Source organism: Chitinophaga hostae (assembly GCF_018224885.1).
GTDB classification, from domain to species: Bacteria; Bacteroidota; Bacteroidia; order Chitinophagales; family Chitinophagaceae; genus Chitinophaga; species Chitinophaga hostae.
Genome location: NZ_JAGTXB010000001.1, coordinates 487,894 through 504,280, shown reverse-complemented (window position 1 = coordinate 504,280; position 16,387 = coordinate 487,894). Strand labels below are relative to the sequence as shown.

The window sequence follows — 16,387 nt, the reverse complement described above, 5'->3', positions numbered from 1 at the left end:
TAATTTTTCATTCGTCAAAAACCATCCTTATAAATGTATGGTTAAACATGCAGTTATAGTTACCAAAAGAGCCTAAAAAAGTTTATACCTATGAAACCCTTTACCACAAAGTATTACAGGGGGCAAAAAAAGACATTTAAAAAAACTTCTACCTATAGCTGTAACTTTTTATTTCATGCCTCGTTTAACATCTACTAGTAAGCGCCGAAAACCTATATAGCAAAAAGTAAACATCACAATCAAAACGAAGTTGTAAATCCACAGTTGTGCCAACACAATTGTAAAATCACAATCTTAACACTTTTTATAAAACTGAAATCATGCTTATGTTTAACAAACACACTCTCCTGACCGGAGCAGTGCTCGCTACTGTATTGGGTATTACTTTCACATCCTGCAAAGATGATGATAATCCAACACCTCCGCCTCCGACACCACGTTCCAAATCATTTGATCTGAAAGGAACCGGCGCCGACAAGGATACCAAAGTTGGTAATATTACGCTTACAGAAAACAAAGACAGTACTGTGAATGTGGTATTGAACCTGACAAAGAATACAAAAGATGCGGCCCATAACATCTATCTGATTGCAGGAACGCCTACTGCAGCCACTACCGACACTTTGTACAAAGGCGGATTCCAGGGTACCGGTGCGGCACTGAAAGTAGATATCTTTACCAACAAGAACAAGATTACCGTTTTCAAAGCTGGTGGCCAAACGAAAGACACTGCTTTTAAATATGACAATGCCCTGGCTATTGCATCTTACATGAAAGTATTGAAAGGTACGGATACCCTGGCTATTGGCAACTTTGGCAAGAACAACTAATTCTCCGTAAAATTTACATTAGAACTATCAAAAGCATGTTCATATAAAAATGGACATGCTTTTTCGCGCATCTAATAAAAATAGGATTCCTAACTATACAGGTATTAAATAAAGAAACCGGCCAAATGGCCGGCTCTTTAAATGGTAGAATGTAGGATATGGAAGCAGCCGGACTAAGCCGGTGCTTAGAAAAAGTTATTGACTGGTATTACTATCATATTCATCTTTCACCTGTACTTGTCTTTTCAATACCTTGAACTCTGTTCTGCGGTTCATCTGACGTCCTTCCGGATTATCTTTATGATTAGGCAATGAGTTCGGTGCAATCGGTCTGGATTTGCCGTAGCCTTTTGCGATGAGCCTGTCTTGCGAAATACCTTTACTGATCAGGTAATCAACACAAGATTGTGCACGCGCCTGTGACAGTTTCTCATTGTATTTCACGGAACCAACGCTATCTGTGTGTGCGCTCATTTCGATAGTGATCTTAGGGTTATCCTTCAACATATCCACCACTGTATCCAGTACTGCTTTAGATTCCTCACGTAATGTTGCCTTATTGAAGTCGTAGTAGATGTTGTTGAGTATAATTGGCTTTTCAATTTCGTAGTGTTGCAGGCAAAGGGTAGGATTATCCATAGAGTCGACTCTTTCCAGCATATCCGAATTGAAATAAAGTGCTTTGGTGAAATAATTATCTTTCTCCGCTACTATTTTGTAATACCGTTGAGGATCCACCTCAAAGGTATATCTTCCTGTAGCATCGAGTGTTATTTTCTTGATGGTCTTTCTTCTTACGGTATCCAGCAATGTAACAGTGGCTCCTTCCAGTGGTTGTTTGGTTTCACAATCGATGATCAGACCGCTGGCTATTTTCATGATACGGTTGATACCGAATACTTCCAGGCAGCAGATAGATTCCCTGTCGGAGCTGATAAAACCTGCAGCAAACGGATGTGTATTATCCAATGCTGTGTAATAGATATCATCTTTGGGCGAGTTCAATGGTTTTCCCATATTCACCGGAGCAGACCAGGTACCAAAGTCGCCTTCACTTTGAAAGAAATCAAGACCGCCCAGGCCCACGCGGCCATCGGTACTGAATACCAGCAGGTTCTTTTCCGCATCATAGAATGGACCCTGTTCTTCATCTTTCGTATTGATAGCGGTTCCCATGTTACGGGCGCCACCGGGAGTTCCATTAGACATAATACAATACCACAGGTCATTTTTACCCATACCTCCGGGTCTGTTGGATGCAAACAGGAGATATTTTCCATCGGTGGTAATATAGGGCTGCATGGAATTGTAGCCTGTTACATTTACATTGTCGCCCAGGGCTTTCGGCTCAGACCATTCGCCACCGTTCTGGCGGGTACTGATATAGATGGCAGATTGTTTCACCCCATCTTTTACGCTCCACCGGGTGAGGTAGAGGGTATTACCATCCGGTGTTAATGCTGATACGCCCTGATCATATCCTTTGGCGGCGGGAATCTTTACCTTCTCGCTATTCTCATAGCTATTATTCCTACCGCTGGCAATATAAAGATCATTTACATAGGGAGTGCCTTTTTTCGTCTGCTTTTTAGCTGCAGCCTGTTTATCGGTGGTAACAGGTAAGGGGGGAGTTTCAGAGCGGGAAGAAGTGTACATCAACCTATTTCCATTCAGTACTACGGGAGCATAGTTGGCGCCTCCTTCGTTTACGTTACCGGCGGTTTTTACAATCGTAAATCTTGGTTCTTTATTGGCTTCCGACAATGCGAACTGACAGCAGGCGATTTCGAGCGGGGTTCTTACAGACAATTCATCGGCGGCGGTATAGCTCTGTTTAAATTTTGTAAACTCATCCAGTGCCTGCTGGTATTTCCCATTAAAGCGCAGGCATACCGCATACCAGTAGCGTGCCTGCGGGTAGGCGGGATTATTAAATCCGACCAGTTGGGCATACCAGGTTTCGGCATTACCATAGTCATAAAAAAGCCGGTACGATTCCGCCAGTCTGGCTACTACCTGTTGGTAGTCTTTTAGTTTCCCCGTAGGGGCGGCGGCTCCTGAAACGGTATAGGGTAATACCTGTTCTGGTTTGATTTTAAAAGTGCCAAGGGCTTTATTGTAATACTGCGCTGCGGAGTAATAATCTCTTGAATTATAAAAGACATCCGCGGTATGTTTAAAATCATAAACATATTGCGCTTGTACCGCACCCATTATTCCTAGAAAAACCACCAGCCAACAGAGTGTAATTTTTTTCATGAGGGTTCCATTTCTTTTTTCTGTATAAGTTTTTTCCTCCATTCTGATCCGGTTGCTTGCAGATTATAACCTGGGACAAATAAAGTATTCTTCGTTCAACACTCTTCTTTTGCGGCTGATAAAAGAAAGAGAGATTTCAAAGCTCTGACTGCCATTTACCAGGCGGCGCATGTTAGATGTATTCGCATCATAACTCAGTCCCAGTGTAAAGCTTTTGAAATGGAATCCGGCAAAAGGTATTACCGCGTCATTAAAGCGATAGTTACCACCCACCAGGAAATCGAATTCAGGGTTTACCATTAGCTGTGCGTACAACCCTGCCACTACTTCCTCTGCATTTCCCTGTCTCATATAAAGACCGGTAGGCGTAAGGCTCAGTGCTTCATTAAGTTTAATTTTTGTACCGCCATGCAGCAGGTAGCGAACGGGCAGTTTTCTTTCTGTTCCGTCGGCAGAGAAAGGATCTTTGGGTTGCGTAAGGTGAGCAGCAGCGAACCCGGCAAACGGATTAAACATATGATTGGGGTTACCATCAAAGTATACCACACCGGCGCCGGCATCAAACTGTGTAGAAGTGGTGTTATTTACATTTTCACCATTGAAAATGCTCGGGTCAAATCCTGTAACCGGCTGATATTGGCTACCTGTCTGAAACTTGGCAGGATCCAGTCGCCTGTTAATCAAACCCGCATTGATTCCAAATACCAGTTGACTGGTTTTGGTAGGGCCGAATTTCACCCCGCTATAGGACACGCTGGCCATTGCGTTGAAGTAATTGTAGCCTGCATCTCCCGCAGACATGTTCATTACGTTCAGGCCTACGCCTATATTTTTGTCGGTGGCGGCATCGATAGACACCCCTGCTGTGGAAAACGGTTTGCCGTAATTAGCCCACTGGTTACGGTAGTCGCCGCTGATCCGGTAGTCCCCGTCTATGATGCCCGTTAATGCTGGATTCAGCCACAACGGATAAGCATAATACTGCGAAAAGTGAGGATCGACCTGCGCAACAGACGTCCGGGGCAACAAACTGCTCCACAAAATTATTGCAACTATAAAAATCCTTTTCATAGGAACATTTTTTAGCATTTTCTGGATAAACCGGGATGCGGTGCCGCATCCCGGTTTTATGATTGATTTAATCTTGACCTGTTGAATCATTTCTATCGCATGAGGGTCACGTTACCTTTCTTGGTGATTACTGTTCCATCCTGCATAGTAGCTTTCAGGATGTATACATAAACACCTACCGGTTGTTTCTGACCACTCATTGTACCATCCCATCCCTGGCGTTGATCTTTGGATGTGAACACCAGCTGACCCCACTGGTTGTAGATCCTGAATTCCAGTTGTGCGATAGCCGTTGAGTATACATATTCGATGTCATTTATACCATCGCCGTTCGGGCTGAAGAGGTTCGGAACAAAGATGTTGTTGCCTTGCGGGTTGGTTGTTTTACCTGTTACCGCAGTAGACAGTGCACTTGTTTCACAATCTGATGCTCCGATAGCTCTTACCTGTATAGTAGCGCTCTGGTTAGGCTGCAGACCTGTAACGGTATGTGTGGTTCCGTTCGGACCTGAGCTTGGTGGTATGAAGGTTACACCGTTGTCGAGTGATACTTCATAACGTTGCGCTCCTGTTACCGGTGACCAGCGGAAGGTGATAGTAGTAGCCGTTGTGTTATCTACGGTCACTACCGGCGCCGGCAGCGGCTGGGCGATGTTCACCTGTACGGTTGTTCTTTGTCCCGCACTGATACAGCCACCTGTTGTAAATGCTTCTACATAGTAGGTAGTGTTCGCATTCAGCGCCGGCGTTACAAATGTTGCACCGGTGTAGATTGGTGTGCCGCCTGTAGCAACAGTATACCAGCGGAAGTCGACACCTGCAGTTGTTGAAGCAGCAATCAATGTAGCTGTTTTACCAGGGCATACTCCGTTATCGTTACCGGTAACAGTTGGTTTACCCGGCGCTGGTGTTGCTACTACGCTCACAGCGGTACGTGTTGTGCTTGAACAGCCATTGCTGTTGGTAGCTTCCAGGTAGTACATCTGGTTAGCATTTATAGGAGGTGTTACATAAGTAGCTCCTGTAGCCACTGCCGTTCCACCTGTTGCTGTTGTGTACCATTTATAGGTAAGTGCCGGATCAGGATTCAGTGCATTCAGTGTAACCGTTTGACCAGGGCAAGCCTGCAGTGTTGCATTTGCAACGGCCGGAGCTCCAGGAGAAGGATTCACTGATACATTTACCTGTGTTCTGCTGGCGCTTACACAACCACCGCTGGTAGAAGCTTCCAGGTAGTATACTGCATTTGCTGTTGGTGTGATGGTGAAGTCTGCACCAGTGAATACTGCTGTACCACCGGTTGCTGTTGTGAACCATTTATAGATCACACCTGCTTGCCTGTTTTTCACCATTAATACACCGGTCTGGCCACTGCATATAGTGATCGGATCTGCGAGCGGTGCATCTATTGTACTTACTACAGTAGCGGTTAAGCCTTTACGTGCGCTGCTGCATCCTGCACTGTTCGTTGCTTCCAGGTAGAAGACAGTTGTTTGTGCGAGCGGCGCTGTAGTGTAGGCGGTGCCGGTAGCCAGGAGGAGTCCGTTGGACGGAGCATCGTACCAGCGATACGTCATTGCCGGATCAGGATTTTTAACGCTGAATGTAGCTGTACCGCCTATGCAGGTTACCACATTATCCAGGTCTGCTGTTGGAATTGGCGGAGCCGGATCAACGGATACACTCACTGCTGTTCTGGTAGAGCTGGAACAGCCACTGCCCAGGTTAGCCTGTACATAGTAAGTAGTATTGGTGGTCACCACAGGAACACTGTAAACAGGTCCTGTGAAGAGTAATGAGCCATTGGTAGCGGCATCATACCATTGGTAGGTAATGCCTGGCTGTATTGTTTTCACGGCTACGGTTACACCTGTACCTGCACATGTTTTGAGAGAAGATGCTACTACATCCGGTGCGTTCGGAGCTACCACTACTGTTACAGTAGCTTTCACTCTCGCAGATGGATTACCGCACTGACCATTAGTACCAGTTGCTTCTACCCAGAAGTCCATGGTAGTATTAAGCGGATCCGTAGTGAATACTGGTCCGGTGAATACTGCTGTTCCACCACTTGCCTGTGTATACCATTTATAGGTGATACCGTTGGTAGCTGAAGTTACGCGGAGCGTAGCCGAAGTACCCTGACAGGTAGTTACCGCGTTGGATTCCAGTGTTGGTGTTGGCGCCTGTCCTACACCGATAGACACTTTAGTCCGCTGAGCACTGCTACAGTTACCGTTGCTGGCTTCTGCATAGAAATCAGTGTTTGCATTTAATGCTCCTGTTGTGAAGCTGCTGCCTGTGAAGAGCAGGTTGCCTCCGGTAGCTGCATCGAACCAGCGGTAGGTTGTACCTGCAGCCGGGCTCTGAATTGAAAGCGTTACGGTTCCGCCCTGACAAACGAACAGGGAAGTTGCTGTAATTACCGGTGCTGCTGGTATTGCATTTACCTTGATGGTGGCGCTGGTCCTGGTGGCGCTTGGGCAGCCTCCATTTACCAATGCCTGTACATAGTAGGTAACAGTACTATCCAGGGCGGTAATATTGAATACCGGTCCTTCGAATACCAGCGTACCACCGGTAGCTGCATCGAACCATTGGTAGGTAGTACCTGCAGCCGGGCTCTGAATTGCCAGGGAAGCAGACTGACCTTTACAGCCCTGTACATTGGTGCTTACCAGGGTTGGAGCTGCTGGCACCGGTACCACTGTTACTTTCGCCGTTGCACGGGCAGATGGTTTACCACATTTCGAAGTATCACCGGTAGCTTCTACATAGAAGGAGGTATTCGCATTGATTGCACCGGTAGTAAAGATCGGACCGGTGAATATTGCAGTACCACCTGTTGGGGTAGTGTACCACTTGTAGGTAATATTATTGACAGAAGAAGTCACCTTCAGCACTGCCGTACCGCCCTGACAAACTGTTACGTTGTTGGATTCCAGTATCGGAGTTGGCGCCACGCCCACACCTATGGATACCTTCGTTCTTGTAGCACTGCTACATCCGCTGATGGAAGCTTCTGCGTAGAAGTCGGCCGAAGCGGTGAGGCCAGTTACTTTATAAACCGGACCAGTGAACAATAAGGTACCTCCGGTGGCAGCATTGTACCAGCGATAGGTGAATGTATTATCGGCGTTCTGTACGGTTAATGTTGCCGTATCACCTACGCAGATGCTGATAGCAGATGCTGTGATAATCGGTACCGGTACATCACGCAGGCTTACTGTTACAGCTTTCGCATCGGCGGCAGCATTAGCGCACTTGTTGGTTCCTTCTACTGTTACGTAGTAGGTAGTATTGGCAGCTATTACCCCGGTGGTATATGTTGCGCCGGTGAACAACAGTGTTGTCAGACTGGCTTCTTTATACCATTTGAATACAGGGTTGGTTACTGTAGTACTGGTAGCTGTCAGTTTAACGGTACTGCTTGCGCAGATAGTGGTATCAGCCAGTGTGATATCGGCTGCGGTAGCACCTGCGTTTACTGTTACCTTGACTGCTTTCAGATCACCGGCCGCGTTTTCACACTTACCACCGTTGCTTACGCTTACATAGTAGGTATATGTTCCCGGTGTTAATCCGGAGATGGTTAATACACCTGCTGCGCTTACGCCTTGTGTGATCGGGCCTGTTTTATCAGGATTTGCATACCATTTGAATACAGGGTTTTGTACAGTTGTACTTGTTGGTGTTAATACCGCTGTACCACCAGCACAGATCACCTTGTCGGCAGCCTGTATGTCGGCCGCAGTTGATGCACTGTTTACGGTGAGGGTAATCTTCGTACGTCCGCTGTCGTTAGCACAGTTACCTGTGTTCACCGCTTCCACGTAGAAGTTATAAGTACCCACCTGCAGATTTGCCGGCGTAGTATAAGTATTACTGTTTGATGCCAGTTTAGCACCACCAGTTGCTGCATCATACCAGTTGAACTGAACACCCGCCACCGCGTTTACGCTGAGGGTTACCGGTGTATTCAGACAGGTAGTTACATTGTTGCTTACCGGTACCGGTTTGGTTGGTATACCTTGTACCACCACCTGAACCGGAGCAGAAGCGGATCCTGTACAACCGTTCCTGGTGGCTCTTACATAATAGTTGTAAGTGCCGGAATCGAGCGTAGTTGGTGTTACGAATGCAATACTATCCAGCAGGCGGTTACCCTGGCTGTTGTACCAGCTGTAGGTAACTCCCTGTGCAGGGTTCACTACGCTGAGGGTAGCTTGTTTTCCTTTACAGATAGTAGCATTGGCCACCTGTACTTTTGGTTGTACGATTGCACGCTGTGCGTAGTTAAAGTCTATGTCTGTGAGCGCACCCAGGATACCTGACCTCAGTTTCACTTCCACACCATCAAATGCTTTCGTTGGAACGAAGGACAGTAATGCACTTCTGTTGCCACTGAGCAGATCGATGTGCAGGAGCGGGTTAGATACCAGTACGGAGTCGCCGGCAGTATTGCCATTGTATGTTGTCAGCTGTATGCTGCCAAGTACCGCGGCAGAAAGTATCTGGCTCGGGTTGGAGAGCATCACTCTTACGGTGTCGCCCGGAGTAGATAAGCCATTGAAGGTTGCTTTTTCGTATACTGATGCGTTGAGCGCACCCAGGTTGATTACGAGGGAAGCAGCGGTATTTTTATTGTTGTCGACTGCCAGTTGAGGGTTATAAACATTACCCAGAATCAGCAGGCCTGAACCTCCGATTGTTTGACCGGTAGCGCCTTCGCAAGGCACTATATCCAGGTTGCCATTAACGGTTACTGCATTCACCGCTACCCTGGCAGACTTACAGGTGCCTGCTCCCGGCAGAACAGCTTCCACCCAATAGGTGATAGTACCGACTGCATTGGATGCTGGCGGAGCAAATGTTGATCCCTTGAACAGCGTATCTGTAGCAGTTTGGCTGGCGAACCAGTTGAATTGGGCATTCGCAGAAGCGGCTGTTGCCTTGAACACAGGCTGCTGACCTATCACTACTGTATCTGCCATTGGCGTTACAGTTGGTACTGCTAATGCGGTAGCTGTCTTAACTGTTACTGCAGTTCTGGTAGCAGATACCGTGTTACAGCTATCACTGAATGCTTCTACATAGTAGATCGCCTGGGCGGTAACATTTGTCACTTTATAAACGAAGCCGCTATCAGTATTCAGTTTAGTGCCACCGGCAGCTACATTATACCATGCGTAGGTGTAACCCTTAACCGGATTCACCACTGCGAGGAGTGCGTCAGATCCTACGCACACTTCCACATTTGCAGATTGTACCTGCGGAGCGGCCGGTGTGGCAGTTACTTTCACATCTACTCTTGTACGTCCTTTGCTTGCACAACCACTTCTGAATGCTTCTACGAAGAAGGCAGTATCCTTGCTGAGGGCACCGGTAGTAAAGCTTACGCCATCTTTGCCGGTGAGGTAATTACCGTTGCTGTTGTACCAGCGATAAGTAACACCCGCTACAGGATCCTGTACATTCAGGGTAGCTGTATTTCCAGCGCAAACACTTATTTGTGCAGCCTGTACTTTTGGCGCCACCAGTGCACGTTGTGCGTAGTTAAAGTCTATTGTAGTTAATGCGCCAAGGATACCTGATTTCAGTTTCACTTCTACTGCATCAAATGCTTTCGTTGGTACGAATTCTACAATCGCCTGCTTACCATTGCCCAGTAAAGTGAGTTTAATGAGCGGGTTATTTATTGCCATGGAGTCACCAGGTGTGTTACCATTATAGGTAGTTAACTGTACGCCACCCAGCAATGCTGCGGAAAGTATCTGGCTTGGGTTAGACAGTAATACTCTTACCGTATCGCCCAGTCCTGATATACCGTTGAATTTGGCTCTTTGCCATACCTGTGCATTCAGCGCTCCAAGGTTGATCACCAGTGAAGATGCTGTGCTGGCGTCGTTATCTACCGCCAGTGCCGGATTATAAACATTACCCAGTATCAATAATCCGCTGCCACCAATTGTTTGGGTGGTAGCGCCTTCACAAGGTACAGGGGTAAATGGACCAGCAGGGATAGTCACTACAACCGCAGGTACTCTTATTGACTTACAGCTAGCACCGCCAGTCAGGGATGCTTCTACCCAATAAGTAACAGTACCAAGCGTATTGCTGATAGGAGGTGTAAATACAGGGCCTGTAAACAGACTGTCGTTGCCTGTTTGGCTGCCGTACCATTTGTACACTGCGTTAGCCGTGTTGGAAGTTGCGTTCAGCACTCCCTGTGTACCAATTACCACTGAATCAGGGTTTGGCGTTACAACAGGTGCACTCAGGGAAGCAGACAGTTTAATGCTGATGGCCTGTCTTGCAGACGCTGCGCCACAGCTGCTCACTGCCGCCACATAGAATGTGGTATCCTTGCTAACAGCAGATACTTTGAATACATAACCACTGTCGGTATTCAGTTTAGTACCACCTGTAGCAGTGCTGTACCAGCTGTAGGTAAGCGAGCGATCAGGATTAGCTACCTGCAGCAAGGCATCAGAGCCAGAGCAGATATTCACTGTAGCCGGCGCACCAGGTACTGCCGGTGCTGGAGAAACAGTTACGGTAACTGGTATCCTGTTCGGGTTAGCGCAACCATTAGCACCTACCGCCTGAACATAGTAAACAAAGGTACCTCCTGTTTTAAGCGTGTCGGTAGTATAGCTGTTCTGTGTGCTCAGGATGGTGGTAGTAGTAGAATCTGCGTACCAGCGTACAGTTGTACCGGCTGCTGGTGTGGCAGTAAGTGTGGCTTTTTGACCAACGCATACAGTTACATTTTTCGTAGCAACTGTTGGATCCGGTACAACGGAACGTATGCCATATATATCCAGTGAATTCAGCAGGTTGGCCACACCGGTGAGTTTTATTTCCACCTTGTTATAGGCGCCGCCGGCTGCTACCGTTGCAATGTAACGGTTGCCACTCATCAATGTCAGTGTCAGTAATTGTGATAAGTTATGTGTGCTTACCACCGAGTTACCATTATATACGGTTACTATTGCTCCTCCCAGTAAGGATACATCGGCCAGTCCTCCCGGTGAAGCCAGATCCAGCCGGATACTGTCTGTACTTGCGCCATTGGCAGGGAAGATCAACTGCTGGAATACGGAACCACCAAGTAAACCTACCGGTATATTCAGACGGGTGAAGTTCGTTGCATCTGCATCGATGTCGTTAGTTGGATTTGCCACACTACACAGTACGCAACCCAGGGTTGTTCCGGTTACCTGGCTGGTTGGTACGTTACAGCTGGTCGGAATAACCGGACCTGTTACGGTAATCGTAATGGCCAAACGGTTGGATACACAGCCACCTGGCAGACTATCACCTGCAAAATAGGTATACACACCTGGTGTGTTAAATGGAGGCAATGTTATAGAATTACCCGTGCCAATGGCTGCTTTGGTGGTATCGCTGTACCACAGCACTGTAGCACCCGGAGCAGGGGAAGCCACTAATGTGAGCGGCAATCCTGTGGTAACAGTATAGGTTTGTACCAATGTTGGCGGAGCCGTAGCAGCGGCTACACTGATAGTTGCAGCTTTCAGACTGCCTGCAGCATTTTCACAACGGTTGGTACCGGATACGCTTACGTAGTAAGTATGATTACCTGCAGAAAGACCGGTAACACGCAGGTTATTAGCCGCATCGATCGTGAATGTTGCGCCACCAATTACGGTACCATTTATTATCGGATTTGTTTTGTTTGCATTTGCATACCATTTGAATACAGGAGCAGTTACACCTGCAGCAGTTGGTGTGAGTAATGCTGTACCACTTCCGCAAATGGTAGTGGTATCTGCTACGGTAATATCCGCAGGGGTTCCCAGCGCATTTACGGTTACAATAACCGGTATGCGTTCAGGGTTTGCGCAGGTACCATCTATCACCTGTACCCAGTAAGTAACAGTTCCTGCCACTTTCAGTGTGTCAGTGGTATAGGAGGCCTGGTTGCTCAGGGAAACACCACCGGTAGAATCTTTAAACCACTGAACGGTTGTTCCGGCTGCCGGCGTAGCAGTGAGGGTAGCTTTCTGACCCGCACATACGGTGAGGTTGCCGGCGGCAATAGTTGGATTTGGTCCTACCGCGCGGATGCCATATACATCCAGTGAATTCAGTAGGTTGACAACACCGGTGAGTTTAACTTCCACCTTGTTGTAAGCGCCACCGGCTGCCACTGTTGCGATGTAACGGTTACCAGTCAGTAATCTTAATGTCGTCAACTGTGATAAGTCATGTGTGCTTACCACGGTGTTGCCATTATATACAGTTACCATTGCGCCCCCCAGTAAAGATACATCGGCCAGTCCTCCCGGTGAAGCCAGATCCAGGCGGATGCTGTCTGTACCTGCGCCATTGGCAGGGAAGATCAGCTGCTGGAATACGGAACCACCAAGCAAACCTATCGGTATATTCAGACGGGTGAAGTTCGTTGCATCTGCATCGATATCGTTGGTTGGATTAGCAACGCTACACAGTACGCAACCCAGCGTTGTTCCTGTTACCTGGCTGGTTGGTACGTTACAGCTGGTTGGAACCACCGGACCTGTTACGGTGATGGTGATCGCTAAGCGGTGGGAGATACAACCACCTGGTAAACTATCACCTGCAAAATAAGTATACACACCGGGTGTAGAGAACGGAGGCAGTGTAATAGAGCTGCCATTACCAATAGATGCCTGGGTGGTATCGCTGTACCAAACCACGGTAGCACCTGGTGCAGGGGAAGCCACTAATGTGAGCGGCAAACCTGTGGTAACGGTATATGTTTGTACCAATGTTGGAGGAGCCGGTGCAGCGGTTACTTTTACAGTAGCTGCTTTCAGCGCGCCGGCAGCATTTTCACAACGGTTGGTACCGGATACGCTTACATAATAAGTATGATTACCTATGGAGAGACCGGTAACTGAAAGTTTGCCTGCCGCATCAATAGTAAAGGTAGCACCACCGATCACTGCACCATTAGTGATCAGTGTTGTTTTATTGGCATCGGTGTACCATTTAAATACAGGTGTTGTTACACCGGCAGCAGTTGGCGTTATTACAGCCGTTCCGCTTCCGCAAACAGCGGTGGTATCTGCAACGGTAATATCTGCGGCTGTTCCCAGTGCATTTACGGTTACGGTAACTGGTATGCGTTCAGGGTTTGCGCAGGTCCCATCGATCACCTGTACCCAGTAAGTAACAGTTCCTGCCACTTTCAGTGTATCAGTGGTATAGGAGGCCTGGTTGCTCAGGGAAACACCACCGGTAGAATCTTTAAACCACTGAACGGTTGTTCCGGCTGCCGGCGTAGCAGTGAGGGTAGCTTTCTGACCCGCACATACGGTGAGGTTGCCGGCGGCAATAGTTGGATTTGGTCCTACCGCGCGGATGCCATATACATCCAGTGAATTCAGTAGGTTGACAACACCGGTGAGTTTAACTTCCACCTTGTTGTAAGCGCCACCGGCTGCCACTGTTGCGATGTAACGGTTACCAGTCAGTAATCTTAATGTCGTCAACTGTGATAAGTCATGTGTGCTTACCACGGTGTTGCCATTATATACAGTTACCATTGCGCCCCCCAGTAAAGATACATCGGCCAGTCCTCCCGGTGAAGCCAGATCCAGGCGGATGCTGTCTGTACCTGCGCCATTGGCAGGGAAGATCAGCTGCTGGAATACGGAACCACCAAGCAAACCTATCGGTATATTCAGACGGGTGAAGTTCGTTGCATCTGCATCGATATCGTTGGTTGGATTAGCAACGCTACACAGTACGCAACCCAGCGTTGTTCCTGTTACCTGGCTGGTTGGTACGTTACAGCTGGTTGGAACCACCGGACCTGTTACGGTGATGGTGATCGCTAAGCGGTGGGAGATACAACCACCTGGTAAACTATCACCTGCAAAATAAGTATACACACCGGGTGTAGAGAACGGAGGCAGTGTAATAGAGCTGCCATTACCAATAGATGCCTGGGTGGTATCGCTGTACCAAACCACGGTAGCACCTGGTGCAGGGGAAGCCACTAATGTGAGCGGCAAACCTGTGGTAACGGTATATGTTTGTACCAATGTTGGCGGAGCTGGTGCAGCGGTTACCTGAACAGGCGCTGCTTTCAGGGCGCCGGCAGCATTTTCACAATGGTTGCTGTCGGATACGCTTACATAATAGGTGTAGTTTCCGGTAGCGAGACCGGCGATGCTTAATTTTCCGGTAGTATCAATAAAATACTTCACTGCACCTTCTACAAGACCATCTGTTATAGCCGTTGTTTTATTGACATCTTTATACCACTTAAATACTGGTTTACTATTAACAGTTGTTGATGTAGGAGTGAGGTGTACCGTATCGCCAGGGCAGGCTGCGGTAGCTGCTGGTACGGTGATATCTGCTGCGGTGGCGAAACTATTCACTTTTACGGTGACCAGTGTTTTAGCTGATTGCGTAGAGCAGTTAAGCCTGGTAGCCGATACATAATAGCGGAAAGTTCCCGCGGTATTTACCGGGGGATTATAGCTGGTGCTGTTGGATGCTACAATTGTGGTTTGCGTAGAGTCGTACCAGTTATAGGTGAGCCCTGCATCCGGGTTGTTTACACTTAACGAAACGGCGCTTCCCAGGCAGGTGGTCTTGAGGGCGCTGCCAACGATAGCCGGTCCTGGCGGGAACCGTTGTATTTCATGCACTCTTACGGTAGAGAGTGCGCCTACCAATACTGAGCCGATCAAAACCTCGACATGATCAAACGGTGCCGAAGCCTGAAACGAAACTGCCTGCAGGCCAGTGCCATCTGACAGTAAACCCAGGTCTAATATATTACTTGAAGCAATTATACTGTCAACGACTGTTGCTCCGTTGTAAGTTTTAATTGTTACAGATCCCAATACCTGCGGGGAGATGAGCGTGGAGGGGCTTGACAGCACAATGCGAACAGAGTCGCCAACTTTTGAAAGGCCGGGGAATACCGCTGTTACCTGTGCACTGCTGCTTAGTAAGCCAACGGCACTGAATAAGGAAGCATAGTTTCCTGCACTGACAATACCGTCACCTGCCTGAGCGGGATTGGTAACGGTTCCCAACGCGCCAACCGAACCAGTTACACCGGAGAGCACATCGATGGGTGCATCACAGGCAATAGTGCCGATAGCAGGTACATTATAATAAGCAGAATATACATTAATGCTGCCGGCAATACCTGCCAGTCCGCCATCTACCGTTACTCTTACCCTGTCGTAGGTTCCTCCGGGAGCGGTCAGGAATATTTCGGCCTGGTTACCGCTTGCCAACAGGCTTAACACGGAGGAGTTTGCGAATACGGTGCCGCCTACAGGTGTTGCACCATTATAAGCTTGTACATATACACCTCCTAACAACTGTAATCCAACAACACTGCCCAGGGTGCCACCGGTTCCTATTTTCACGATGGCTGGTGTGTTGTTGGTTACCGGAGCGGGGAATATCAGATCCTGGGATGCTGTTGCCCCCAGCAGGGTCACCAATGTATTAATAGTTGATGCTGTGCCCAGGTTGCCATCCACGGCCTGACCGGCATTGGAGGTGCTACAACCGACGCATAACCCGGTTGTCCTGTTCGCCTCGGAGTTTGCATATACTCTTGCAGTATACGTTTGCGCCCAGCCTTCCCTGGCTCCTATACCAAATATGAGGAGGAGGATCAGCAGGCTTTTCCATGCCATGGAGCCGGCACTATTACAAGTATAGGCAAAACTGATTGCAGCAGTTTCCGGCCCTTTTTGAAGGGAGGAGCGGAAAAGGGCAGTAAAAGGGCAATTAGGAGTAGCTTTTGAATGCATAGCATCAAATATTTGGATAAAAGTTGTTCGGTTTCATTGTGATTACAACAAAACTCTAAGGACGGCAGGCAGGCTAAGAATGTTCTTGGGAAAGGATACGGCTGATAAAAAAAAGTATACTTCCTTGCGTATTTGTTAAAAGAATGTTAGTAAAACTGTACGAAAGTATATTGAAGGGGTGGTTTATCGAAGTGTCTTTTTGTTCATTCTATTTTCCAGGTTCAGTTTGTTCAATTTCAATTTTCGCTGTTCATTTTGTTCATTCGGATTTTCCTGCCCGAGTGATTTCAGGGGTTTGAAAAGGGTAGCCGCGATTGGGAAAAGCAGATTATTTTAAAATATTTAAGCAAGCTCATCAAAACATTTGTGATATAATATTTCCTTATCAAAATAAAAAAAATTAATATATTATTAAAATTCATATAA

Annotated in this window: 4 protein-coding genes; 1 reads left to right on the top strand and 3 read right to left on the bottom strand. The window is 47.7% G+C overall.

Going from position 1 to position 16,387, the window contains the following annotated elements; genetic code table 11:
* Positions 1–326: 326 nt before the first annotated feature.
* On the top strand, positions 327–830 hold the full coding sequence (locus KE626_RS02075; protein WP_211971221.1) for a hypothetical protein: 504 nt from the start codon (positions 327–329) through the stop codon (positions 828–830).
* A gap of 195 nt (positions 831–1,025) precedes the next feature.
* Here the strand turns inward: KE626_RS02075 and KE626_RS34590 are convergent, their stop codons facing one another.
* From KE626_RS34590 to KE626_RS02060, 3 genes are all read right to left on the bottom strand, one after another.
* Positions 1,026–3,089 carry an OmpA family protein gene (locus KE626_RS34590; RefSeq protein ID WP_249207205.1) on the bottom strand — a complete coding sequence of 688 codons (2,064 nt, stop codon included), beginning with the start codon at positions 3,087–3,089 and terminating at the stop codon, positions 1,026–1,028.
* Positions 3,090–3,152: 63 nt separating this feature from the next.
* Positions 3,153–4,160 carry a PorP/SprF family type IX secretion system membrane protein gene (locus KE626_RS02065; protein WP_211971220.1) on the bottom strand — a complete coding sequence of 336 codons (1,008 nt, stop codon included), beginning with the start codon at positions 4,158–4,160 and terminating at the stop codon, positions 3,153–3,155.
* 92 nt (positions 4,161–4,252) lie between these two features.
* On the bottom strand, positions 4,253–15,961 hold the full coding sequence (locus tag KE626_RS02060) for an Ig-like domain-containing protein (RefSeq protein ID WP_211971219.1): 11,709 nt from the start codon (positions 15,959–15,961) through the stop codon (positions 4,253–4,255).
* Positions 15,962–16,387 lie beyond the last annotated feature (426 nt).